The following is an 11796-nucleotide window of genomic DNA, read 5'->3' as shown; positions in this document are numbered from 1 at the left end:
TTAACCAACTTGACGTGCTTTGCCAAAAATTATCAATACATAAATTCGTATTTCGAGTATAATTTTTTTATGAACAGAGTTGATATAGAAAACTTCAAGAATAAAAAGACTGCCCTGGTTCTGTCGGGTGGTGTCGTTAAAGCTGCCGCATGGCACCTTGGAGTAAGTTGGGCACTCCACGATCTTGGTTTTACATTCAAGCATAATCATTCTGATGTAAATCCTGATTATGAAATCTCAACTTATGTTGGTTCAAGTGCTGGGGCACTTATCAGTCTCTTTTTAGCCTCTGGACATTCACCTTTAGAAGTCATTGAAGCTTTTATTCATAAAAATAAAACTGGTTTGAAGCCTATTACATACAAGGATATGCTTTCTCTAAAGAGGCCAAGTTTAAAGCCTCATCACCCTAATCTCTATGATCCTTTGGATGGCTTTCCACTTGTTATCAAAAGTCTTTTAAAGCCTATCATGACAGTCTCTGGCCTCTTTTCAACAACGGGACTTCACGACTACATTATTGAAAATATAATCAAATCAAATAATTTTGACGATTATGATGCTGACCTTTTCATTATTGCGACTCAATTAGATAACTCGCGTAAGACAATATTCTCACGCTACAATTATCCAAATCCAAGTCATGATCCAACGGCACATTACTATACAGATATTCCAATTGCAGAAGCGGCCACTGCCTCGATGAGTGTTCCACCATTTTACACTCCATACCCTATTCATAATACGGTAACTGATACAACTGACTTTTATATTGATGGTGAAATTCGCGAGACACTATCAACTCACGTGGCCGTTGATAATAGTTGTGAATATATCATCTCAAGCTGGACCCATACGCCATATCATTATCAGGATGAAATTGGCTCCCTTGCTAACTATGGCCTTCCTGCTATTTGTACTCAGGCCATTTATTTAATGATTCAAAAGAAAATTGTTGATTCAAGGGCCAGACGTATCGCTGCTCAAGACATTATCGATACTGTAAACCAGTATATGATCAATGAAAAATTCAGCAATGAACAGAGACGTCATATTACTTCAATCATCGAGCGAAAGCTTAACTTCAATCCTGATGTAAAGCTTATTGATATTTATCCAAAGCATGACGATTATAATCTTTTCTTTGCAGATATCTTCAGTTTAAATCCAAAGAAAATGACTAAGATGCTTGAGGCCGGCTACAAGCGAACAATGGAAATTTTTAATAATAAAGAATACGAGTCATAAAAAAAGCCCACTTAAGTAGGCCTTTCTTATTTATTAATTTTTTAAAATTAAAGATCAAGTGGTAGAGAAACTCCAACTAGAATTTCTTCTGCATCAAAGTCAGCTTGAGCACCAGAACCATCATAGCTCATTGTACGGTATTCTACGTTTAGAGATACAAATGGAAGCATTGTGAAACCAACACCAAGAGCAACACCTGAACCATCATAAGTAACATTTCCTGCTTCTAAATCAGAAGAGAAGTAATAACTTGCATATCCTCTTAAAAGAATTGGTAAATCTACTGCTACGAAAGCACCTAGATTAGTAGTATCAGCATCAGTTCCATCAATATCATATGTACCCATATTATAATCAACACCAAAGCTAACAAGCATTGGAAGTGAGTAACCTAGACGACCACCGATATTTAAACCAGTAGTATCATCGCCATCAGTATCACCTAAAATATTATACGCTAGGTATGGTTCAACATAAATTCCAGCTTGTGCTTGGAAACCAGCAATCATAATCATCATTGCAACTAAAATCTTTTTCATACAATCTCCTCAATAAGATAAATCTAGTAATATTCTCTCAAACTAGATATTTTCAATAATATATAATCCTTCAGTACAGAAACTTTGCGTGTATTGAATATTGCCTTCCCCAGAGTCAATTTTTGTATTCATAATCCCATAGTCATGAGAAATTACAAATACCTTCTCTGTAAGTCCTGTTATTTCAGCACTAACTGTTCCATCTTTTTCCATATAATAGAAATCATATGAACCAGAAGGTCGCTGCGACGACATATAAGCTTCAAAACCAACGAGTGGATTATTCAAGTTTATTTGAATAACACATGCACCATTATCGGCCCGATTTTGAAAGAGCTCTTTTAAGTAGTCAATATACTCAATGGAGGGAATAACGACTTTTTTAATATCATTGAATCCCACAAAGACCGAAGTCTCTTTACCAACTTCAATATAGTGTTTAAAACTTGCATCCCGCAACGGGGTAAGAATTTTATAGCGATTAAGCCCGACTTTAGAAGCACTGATCTCACGATTAAAGTAGCGAATATCACTATCGTTCAAGTTCAATGACTGTAAGGTTTTAGCTGCGAGATTTTCTTCATATACAGAAAAATTAATGGCCTTAGCGTCTAAAAGATAAGGTGCTTCATATGTAATTTCATCTTGGACAAGATGGATAATTTTTTGAGCGACCTTACCTTTAAAGTCCATATACTTTATTAAATGATTTCCTAGCTCAACATCGAGATAAAGCTCATAAACAAAGGAATCACCAGGTTCAACTTCTTTAAAATTTCGATTTAAAAACACCTTCTTTTTAAAGGCACCCATAAATGTCGAAGTATCGATCTTATCACCTAGATCCACTAAAATATGTGCCCCAGTCTCTTCTTTTACCTTATTCTTTTCTAATATTTTATAGAGATAATCATCATTAATGACAGGAATATCAAAGGTCGTATCACTACGTGCACTTAACTCAAAATTTGTTCTAATAATTCCTTGAGCAGCAACGGATCCCCGAAAAGTAGAAAAGCTATCATCACTAGAAATTGGAATTGAGATTTCCCCCATCCCTGCATCAGTAAATAGCTCGTTTAAGTTATAAGTAGGAACTAAGTCAAAATCAGTTAAGTTATTCTTTGCTATGCCTTTAGGACCAAACTCACGTAGTTTCACCTTGAAATTTGAAACAGATTTCTTCTTACGTGCAGCTGACTGAATAAAGCTTGAAAAATCGATAACAGGTTTATAATTTTTAGGTTTACCAGCAACCTTTTGTGTAGCAGTTACTACTGGTGCTTTCGTTAAAGCTGAAGGCTTCTTGAGAGCTTCTTTCTTACCTTTATTATCGCCGTAAGAAAAGAATACGAGTTCTTCCCCATCTTTGATATTACCACTTACTTTGGCACCTTTTTTAACCCCTGAACTTGCCATAATAATTTCATCAGATTCAATATGACCTTGATAAGCAATAGGTGGAACAAAGCGTTTATGTAATTCAAATGTTTCTTTAACATCGAAGCTCTTAGGCTTAAGAGTAACTATATCTCCGCCACTTAATGCATAAGCATTTGCTAGAAATAAAGAAATGAAGAGATAAATAAACCTAATAATCATTAGCTCTATTTTCTCACTATTGGAATATTTAGGACTTAAGGGGCAGAAATTGCCGAGTGGTCACTGACAGGCAAAAGAAAGGCCCTGTTTCCAGGGCCTAATCTATTATTTTGAAATTTGCTTAACTAGTTGTAATCTAAGTTCCGCTCTTTCAAGCTTACGACGATACTTAACTAATTCTTCATCAGTAAGTGTTCCTTTCAGCTTTTCACGAGCGTAGATTAGTGCATTTGTAGCTCTTTCCTCATCAATCTGACAGTTTTCTTCTGAAGTCAGAGATAGGATAGTAATTTGGTCGTTTAAAACCTTTACGATACCGTCAGTAACAGTGAAAAATCTTTCAGAATCTTCACCGTGTACAGCAACGCTACCAGTAGCTAGCTTCTCAACAATGTGAGTGTGACCATCAAGAACTTCAATCTCACCCTTTAAAGTAGGAATGAAAACTGAGTCTGCTGGTACGTTCTTCGCAACAACTGAGCTAGGCGTTAGAATATTTACAACAAAGTTACTCATTTATTAATCCTTTGCTTAAGTTCCACAGGCTTTTGGCCCATGGAACCTACTACTTAGTTATGCGTCTTTCTTAAGTTGTTCCCACTTTTCATATACCATGTTTAGGTTACCAACAAGGTAGAAAGCTTGCTCAGGAACTTCATCACATTCACCAGCTAAGATAGCCTTGAATGCTTTGATCGTATCGTTGATATCAACGAATTGACCTGGGATACCTGTAAACTGCTCAGCAACGAAGAATGGTTGAGAAAGGAATTTCTCAATCTTTCTTGCACGACCAACAAGTACTTTATCTTCTTCAGAAAGTTCATCCATACCAAGAATCGCGATGATATCTTGAAGTTCCTTATATCTTTGAAGGATCTGTTGAACTGAACGAGCAGTATCATAGTGATCATCACCAAGGATAGCTGGAGATAGAATAGTTGAAGATGATGTTAGTGGGTCTACCGCTGGGTAGATACCTTTTTCAGCAATTGAACGTGAAAGTTCAGTAGTCGCATCAAGGTGAGCGAATGTAGTTGCTGGAGCCGGATCCGTGTAGTCATCGGCAGGTACGTATACAGCTTGGATAGAAGTAATCGAACCATCTTTAGTTGAAGTAATACGCTCCTGCATAGCACCCATCTCAGTACCAAGAGTTGGTTGGTAACCTACGGCAGATGGAATACGTCCAAGTAGTGCAGATACCTCTGAACCAGCTTGTGTAAAACGGAAGATATTATCAACGAAGAATAGTACGTCTTGTTTCTCTTCATCACGGAAGTATTCCGCTAGAGAAAGACCAGTTAGAGCAACACGTGCACGGGCACCTGGTGGCTCATTCATCTGACCATATACTAGAGCTGTCTTATCGATAACTCCTGATTCTTTCATTTCTTCGTAAAGGTCGTTTCCTTCACGAGTTCTTTCACCAACACCAGCGAATACTGAGAAACCACCGTGTTGAGTAGCAATGTTGTTGATAAGTTCCATAATTAGAACTGTTTTACCAACACCAGCACCACCAAATAGACCAATCTTTCCACCCTTTAGGTATGGAGCAAGAAGGTCAATAACTTTAATACCAGTAAAGAATGGCTCAAGTTTTGTTGATTGATTTTCAAATGATGGAGCTTCTCTGTGGATTGAGTAAGATTTTTTATTACCTAATTCACCAGCTTCATCAATCGCCTCACCAACTACGTTAATGATACGACCAAGACATTCACGACCTACAGGTGCTTGAATTGGAGCACCACTGTCAGTAACAACTAGTCCTCTTGATAGACCTTCAGTTTGGTCCATAGCGATCGTTCTAACAACGTTATCACCTAGGTGAGTTGCAACTTCAAGAACAAGGTTATTTTCTTTGTCGTTGATTGTTGAGTTTGTAACTAAAAGGGCGTTATAGATTTCCGGTAAATTTCCATCAGCAAATTCAACGTCTACAACAGGACCCATAACTTGACGAATAACACCTTTTGCTTGTGACATTCTACGCTCCTTAACCATTGAGGGACTCAGCACCTGATACAACTTCAATAAGTTCAGTCGTAATCGCCGCTTGTCTCAATTTATTCATTTTAATAGTTAGTGTTCTAATTGCATCTTTACAGTTTCCAACGGCACTATCCATTGCTGACATACGTGATCCATGCTCTGCTGCTGTAGCATCTAATACTGCAGTCCACATTGCACTTGTGTATGCTTCTGGGATAAGGCCATCTAAAATATTTTCAGCACCAGGGTTGTATCTGAAATCAAACGGATACTTTTCCTTTAGCTCATCTCTTTCAGATGAATCAAGAGTCATTGGAAGTACTTGTTTAACAGTTGGTTCAACCTGGATAGCAGAATGGAAGATATTGTAAGCAATACTTACCTTTCCTACTTCACCAGTTGCGAAAAGCTCAGAAAGCTTAGACGCAATATTTTGAACTTCATGAAATTGTGGTTCTGTTCTTTCAAAACCATAAGTTTCACCTTCATTAACAAGTTTCACAACAAGTTCTTTTACTTTAGTACCGATAAAGTGAACTTCTAGGTTGTTAGTATCTTCATGTTTTGCAAGATAAGCTTTAACAGCTTTTGCAAGACCTGAGTTATAACCACCACAAAGACCTTTATTCGAAGAAATTACAAGAAGTACTTCTTTCTTAGATTCGTTATTATTTAAGAAAGAATGGTTGTAATCTTCAACTAAAGCAGAAATTGTTTTAATTGAATCTTCTAATTCATTTGCATAAGGACGCGCATTCAGAATAGCATTCTGAGCCTTGTTTAGCTTTGCAGCTGAAACAAGTTTCATAGCTTCCGTAATCTTTAAAGTACCCTTAGTACTTTTGATTTTCTTTTTAAGATCCTTAATATTTGCCATTATGGCTCCTCAATTAATTAGTAGTTCTTACTTGCAATAAATTCTTTAATTGCAGTTGCTAATTTACCGTCGTTCTCACCAGAGATTTGTTTCTCTGCTCTTAATGAATTCATAAGATCTGAGTGAGAAGTATTTAGGTGATCTAGAAGATCTTTTTCAGCAACTCTTACCTTATCAACAGGTACTGAATCGAACATACCTTTTGTACCAGCATATACAGATACAGTTTGATCGATTACGTCGAATGGAGAATATTGTGCTTGCTTAAGTAGCTCAACAAGTCTCTCACCTTTTGAAAGTTGTTTTTGAGTAGCTTCGTCTAGATCTGAACCGAAAGCCGCGAAAGCTTGAAGTTCACGGTACTGAGCAAGATCAAGTCTTAGTGTACCAGCAACTTTTTTCATTGCTTTAATCTGAGCAGAACCACCAACTCGTGATACTGAGATACCAACGTTAACAGCTGGACGAATACCAGAGTTGAAAAGGTCACCTTCTAGGAAGATCTGACCATCAGTAATTGAAATTACGTTTGTTGGAATATATGCAGAAACGTCACCTTCTTGAGTTTCAATAACAGGAAGTGCAGTTAGTGAACCAGCTCCTAGGTCATCAGATAGTTTCGCCGCACGCTCAAGTAGTCTTGAGTGACAGTAGAAAACGTCCCCTGGGAATGCTTCACGTCCTGGTGGACGTCTAAGAAGTAGTGAAAGTTGACGATAAGCTTGAGCTTGTTTTGTTAAATCATCATAAACGATTAGTGCGTGCTTTCCGCTATCTCTGTAGTACTCACCCATTGTACAACCAGTATATGGTGCTAGGTACTGAAGTGGTGCAGAGTTAGAAGCAGTTGCAGATACGATGATTGTATAATCAAGAGCACCAGCTTCTTTTAGTTTTTGTTGTACTTGACGTACTGTTGAGTTCTTTTGACCAACAGCTACGTAGATACAAACAACATCTTTACCTTTTTGGTTGATGATTGTATCGATTGCAACAGCAGTTTTACCTGTCTTTCTGTCACCAATGATAAGCTCACGTTGACCACGTCCGATTGGTATCATAGCGTCGATTGCTTTAATACCTGTTTGAAGTGGCTCATGTACAGATTTTCTACCTAGAATACCTGGAGCTTTAATTTCAACACGTCTAGTGTGTTCAGAAACGATTTCACCTTGTCCATCAATTGGATTACCAATAGCATCAACAACACGACCTAAAAGAGCGTCACCTACTGGTACTTCAACGATCTTTTGAGTTCTTTTAACTGTTGAACCTTCTGTGATTTTTGGATCATCACCAAGAATAGCAACACCTACGTTGTTAGTTTCTAGGTTTAGAACCATACCTTTTGTACCTGTAGCAAATTCTACAAGCTCTCCGGCCATTACGTTTTTAAGACCGAAAACTCTAGCAACACCATCACCAACAGTAAGAACTGTACCTACTTCGTCTACTTGAAGTTTAGTTTCGAAGTTAGCAATTCTGTCTTTGATAATGCTCGTAATTTCTTCTGGATTCATTGACATCATTTACCTCTACAATAATTGGCCATTAGCCATTTATAATTGATTCTTTTAAAGTATTAAGTTGTTTATCTACAGATGCATCGATTTGATAGTCTTCAACTGTCACACGAACACCTGCTGTAATTTTTTCGTTTTTTGTATAAGTTAACTCAGGTTCTGATCCAAGTTGTGACTTAATAAAAGATTTGATCTTATTAAGTGACTCAGTATCAATTGAATCTGAACTACCTTCAATTGTTCCTCTCATGAAACCTTTTTCATGATCATCCATAACGATAACTTCTTTAAAGATTAGAGGTAGAATACCAATTCTCTTTTCTTGAAGTAGGAAATTAATAAATGATTTTACAACTTGAGAAAGCCCTAACTTTGCTAATACATCATTAAGAACAGAAGCTTTTTCCTCAATAGTAAATACATCTAGAAACATAACGTTTTCTAAATCATTGCTTGCATTGATTACTTCTGTAAGAGCAGTAAGCTCTTGTGCTGTATTAATATTAGACTCTTTACCTAGGCTGAAAATCGCTTTTGCATACGCTTTGGCTACATTCTTTTCTTTCATCTTACTAACCCTAGAACTATAGTCTTGAAATTAAATTGCTTGTTGCTTTATTTGATAATGAACTATCAGAGTGAATTTTATTCTTTGTTTTAGAAATTACTTCATCTAATAGTGATTCATTAAGTTGCTTAAGCATCATCTTCTTTTCAGATTCTAACTTGTGTGAAGAATCTACTTCCATTTTTTCCATTGATGCTTTGATTTCTTGAACGTAAGTTTCTTCGAACTTTTCACCATCATTTTTTGCATTAGCGATGATTTGCTCTTTCTCACCTTCGATATTATCAAGCTTAGCTTTTGAAGCTGATAATTCTTTTTCTGCTTTTGCATCTTTCTCCGCTGCGTACTCTACAAGATCCTTAATAGAATCTGCTTTTTCTACAAATGAGTTTTTCATGAAAGGGATTATTTTCCATGCCATGAATCCAAAAACAATTGTGAAGTTAATTGCAGGAACTAGTAGGTCTGATAAATGACCACCGTGGTACTCGCCACCAGCTGCAAATACGATATTACTAAAAACTAGAGCTAATAATAATTTCATTTAGTATCCTTATAATTTAATGACTACTGTACAATTTTATCAACTAGAAGTGATGAAAGCTCATCAGCATCTTTCATGATAGCAACTTTCTTCTCTTCTAATTCTTGAGAGTATTTTGCTTTTTCTGAGTTAGCTTCTGCTTCAAGCTTATTAGCAAGTTCTTTTACTTTAACTGCTTCACGCTTAGTAACTTCTTCTTTCTTATTTTGAATTAAGTTGAAAGCTTCAGATTGAGCACCTTCAATTTTTGACTTATATTCATTTTCTAGCTCAATCGCAAGACGTGACTTTTCGTCAGCACCAGATTCCATTTTAGTAGTTTTTGCTTCGCGATTTTCAAGAACTTCTTGAAGCTTAGACCAGATCAGGTTTCTTGTTACAAAGTAAAGAACTGTAACGATGGCCAATTGAATGAAAAAAGTAGAGTTGATACCTAGAGAGTTTAATACTGTATTGATAGTATCCATTAGTGACTACCCCAAATTGTGTAATAAGATTGGTTAAAAGTTCACTAATAATTAAACTTTATCTGGCCTATCGTCAAGATAAACCGCTTTTTTCTGAATGATTGTTAATATTTATTTAAGTTGTAAATAATCAAATTTATTTAATTATTTCTCGTCGTGCATCTTCGTTGTACCGTGGAAAATAACGCCGTCTTCCACAATAAGCGAAGGTGTAGTGATAGTCCCTTCGAAGCGAGCTGGTTTAATAATCTCAACGCGAGAAGTCGCCTTGATGTCACCTTTTACGATTCCACTAATCATAATTACATCTGCAATAATGTCTGCATTAATTACAGCGGCCTCGGAAATAATTACCGTATCGTTTGAAAAGATAGTTCCGTTCACAATTCCCGCTATGCGCCCTACACCGTTTAGTGTGATATTACCTTCGAGTTTACACCCGTCTTCGATAATCGCTGCCATTGTTCCTTGTGTCATAAATCTACCCTTTCCGTGGCTGGTTCTATAGGACCATATTTGATTTAAATTTTGGTTCTATAGGACCGGCCATAAAGACTGGTCCCATAGGACCAATAAAACATTATCTATTTAAAAGTAAGTATTCAAAAATATCATTAAATTCGGCTTCATTAGAGAACTTTAGTACAACTTCTCCTCCACCGTTTTTATTTGTTTTAATACCGAAATGATAACCAGTTTTTTGTTCTAATTTTTCTCGGTACTGTGACATTTTTCCATTAAAAAAGTCGAAGTTTTCTTCTTCTTTGCCAACTTTTGTTGGTCTCTTTGCTGACTTGATTAATTTTTCAGTTTCGCGAACTGATAGATTATCAAGAGCTGCTTTATTTGCAATACGGATACAATCTTCTCTCTCTTTAACACCAGCTAAAATTTTAGCATGACCAAATGAAAGTTGATCCTTTTGAATTAATTCAACAACATCGCGTGGAAGCTTAAGAATACGTAGGAAGTTAGCTACTGTAGATCTTTCCTTACCTACTTTCTTTGCAACTTCCTCTTGAGTCAAGTTGAAGTCTTCCATAAGTGCAAAGTATGCAAGAGCTTCTTCAACACAGTTAAGATCAGATCTTTGAACGTTTTCAATGATCGACATAACCATCTTTTCACGGTCAGTCGCTCTTTTAATCACAACTGGAACCTGAGTAAGACCTGCTAACTTAGAAGCACGAAGTCTTCTTTCACCAGCAACAAGTTCATATCCATTATCGGCCTTAACAACGATTAGTGGTTGAATAACACCGTTTTCTTTAATTGAGTTTGAAAGCTCATGAAGTTCTTCTTCTTTAAAGATCTTTCTTGGTTGGTTTGGGTTTGCATGAATTACTGTAATATCAAGCATTGAAGGATTAGTTTCTACTTGTACTACAGGAGTTGCATTAAGCACTGGTTTATTAGTAGGAGCTGGATTATCTGCTGCTACTTTTTGTAGATCAGAAAAAGCTGCTTGAGCCTTTGATGCTTTAGAAGCACCTTGAGTGCCACCAAGTAACGATCCCATTCCTTTTCCTAACGCCATTTTCTTAGCCATTCTCTCTTCCCCTTACCTATTGAATGTTACCAGCTAATGAACCATCAACTTCATTTGAAGATGGAACCTGTGGTAGTTCATTTTGAATTTCTACTGATTGTGCACGATCTTTAATAATAAGTTCTTTAGCTAGTGATAAGTAAGCTTCAGAACCTTTTGATTCAATATCGTAAAGGATAATTGGTTTACCAAAAGATGGACACTCGGCGAGTTTTACATTTCGAGGTATTACCGATTGAAATACTTTATCGCCGAAGTGCCTTCTAATCTCTTCTGCAACTTGCTTGTGAAGAGATGCTCTTCCATCAAACATAGTAAGGACGATTCCGTCCATTTCTAATGTAGGATTTAAATTTGCTTTAATAAGTTTTACTGTGTTTACAAGTTGTGCCAGACCTTCCATTGCAAGGTATTCAGTTTGCATTGGTACAATAAAGCTATGAGCAGCGTTAAGCGCGTTCACAGTTAAAAGACCAAGTGAAGGAGGACAATCAATTAGGATATAGTCGTAAGAATCCATCACTGGCATAAAAGCTGTCTTTAGCTTTGACTCTCTAGCGAATTCACTTACTAACTCAATCTCGGCTCCTGATAAGTTATTATCAGATGGACAGATATGAAGATTAGGTAATTCAGTTTCGTAGATACATTCACGAATATCTGTTTTACCAATCATTGCATGATAGATATTGCTTCCATTATGCTGCGCTGAATCAAGCCCTAAACTAACACTACCGTTACCCTGAGGGTCTAGGTCAATTACCAGAGTTTTTTTCTCGGCTACTGCAAGGCAGGCAGCAAGGTTAATTGTAGTAGTTGTCTTACCAACACCACCCTTCTGATTCATGAGTGCAATAATTTTAGCCATTTATGTCTCCCAA

13 protein-coding genes are annotated in these 11796 nt (G+C 36.7%); 1 reads left to right on the top strand and 12 read right to left on the bottom strand.

The features are described 5' to 3' along the window. Positions 1–69: 69 nt before the first annotated feature. On the top strand, positions 70–1248 hold the full coding sequence (locus ACRXC1_RS16025) for a patatin-like phospholipase family protein (protein ID WP_393061765.1): 1179 nt from the start codon (positions 70–72) through the stop codon (positions 1246–1248). Positions 1249–1295: 47 nt separating this feature from the next. On the opposite strand, the gene ACRXC1_RS16020 is transcribed toward ACRXC1_RS16025, so the two are convergent. From ACRXC1_RS16020 to ACRXC1_RS15965, 12 genes are all read right to left on the bottom strand, one after another. After that, positions 1296–1787, bottom strand: a complete 492-nt coding sequence (locus ACRXC1_RS16020) for an outer membrane beta-barrel protein (RefSeq protein WP_433660308.1) — start codon at positions 1785–1787, stop codon at positions 1296–1298. A gap of 42 nt (positions 1788–1829) precedes the next feature. Then, on the bottom strand, positions 1830–3389 hold the full coding sequence (locus tag ACRXC1_RS16015; protein WP_433660306.1) for a hypothetical protein: 1560 nt from the start codon (positions 3387–3389) through the stop codon (positions 1830–1832). Between the two features lie 105 nt (positions 3390–3494). Further along, positions 3495–3905, bottom strand: a complete 411-nt coding sequence (atpC, locus tag ACRXC1_RS16010; protein WP_433660304.1) for an ATP synthase F1 subunit epsilon — start codon at positions 3903–3905, stop codon at positions 3495–3497. Positions 3906–3962: 57 nt separating this feature from the next. Further along, positions 3963–5381, bottom strand: a complete 1419-nt coding sequence (gene atpD / locus ACRXC1_RS16005; protein WP_392910751.1) for a F0F1 ATP synthase subunit beta — start codon at positions 5379–5381, stop codon at positions 3963–3965. Between the two features lie 10 nt (positions 5382–5391). Beyond that, on the bottom strand, positions 5392–6264 hold the full coding sequence (atpG, locus tag ACRXC1_RS16000; RefSeq protein WP_392910753.1) for an ATP synthase F1 subunit gamma: 873 nt from the start codon (positions 6262–6264) through the stop codon (positions 5392–5394). Positions 6265–6281: 17 nt separating this feature from the next. Beyond that, complete coding sequence (atpA, locus tag ACRXC1_RS15995) at positions 6282–7790, bottom strand: F0F1 ATP synthase subunit alpha (RefSeq protein WP_433660434.1); 1509 nt, start codon at positions 7788–7790, stop codon at positions 6282–6284. Between the two features lie 25 nt (positions 7791–7815). Beyond that, a complete protein-coding gene (gene atpH, locus ACRXC1_RS15990) occupies positions 7816–8355 on the bottom strand; it encodes an ATP synthase F1 subunit delta (RefSeq protein WP_393061761.1) in 540 nt (179 codons plus the stop codon). A 16-nt stretch (positions 8356–8371) separates the two neighbouring features. Further along, complete coding sequence (locus ACRXC1_RS15985; RefSeq protein WP_433660301.1) at positions 8372–8899, bottom strand: hypothetical protein; 528 nt, start codon at positions 8897–8899, stop codon at positions 8372–8374. Positions 8900–8922: 23 nt separating this feature from the next. Continuing rightward, on the bottom strand, positions 8923–9366 hold the full coding sequence (locus ACRXC1_RS15980) for a hypothetical protein (protein WP_392910759.1): 444 nt from the start codon (positions 9364–9366) through the stop codon (positions 8923–8925). Positions 9367–9510: 144 nt separating this feature from the next. Next, positions 9511–9843, bottom strand: a complete 333-nt coding sequence (locus ACRXC1_RS15975; protein WP_103218611.1) for a bactofilin family protein — start codon at positions 9841–9843, stop codon at positions 9511–9513. A gap of 103 nt (positions 9844–9946) precedes the next feature. Next, the gene (locus ACRXC1_RS15970; protein ID WP_433660298.1) at positions 9947–10915 is read right to left on the bottom strand and encodes a ParB/RepB/Spo0J family partition protein; all 969 of its coding nucleotides are present in this window, start codon (positions 10913–10915) and stop codon (positions 9947–9949) included. A 16-nt stretch (positions 10916–10931) separates the two neighbouring features. Then, positions 10932–11783, bottom strand: coding sequence for a ParA family protein (locus ACRXC1_RS15965; protein WP_392910762.1), 852 nt, complete (start codon positions 11781–11783; stop codon positions 10932–10934). Positions 11784–11796 lie beyond the last annotated feature (13 nt).

It is taken from the genome of Halobacteriovorax sp. GFR8 (assembly GCF_050955245.1).
In the GTDB taxonomy this organism is placed as follows: Bacteria; Bdellovibrionota; Bacteriovoracia; order Bacteriovoracales; family Bacteriovoracaceae; genus Halobacteriovorax_A.
This window is presented reverse-complemented; position numbering and strand designations above follow the sequence as displayed.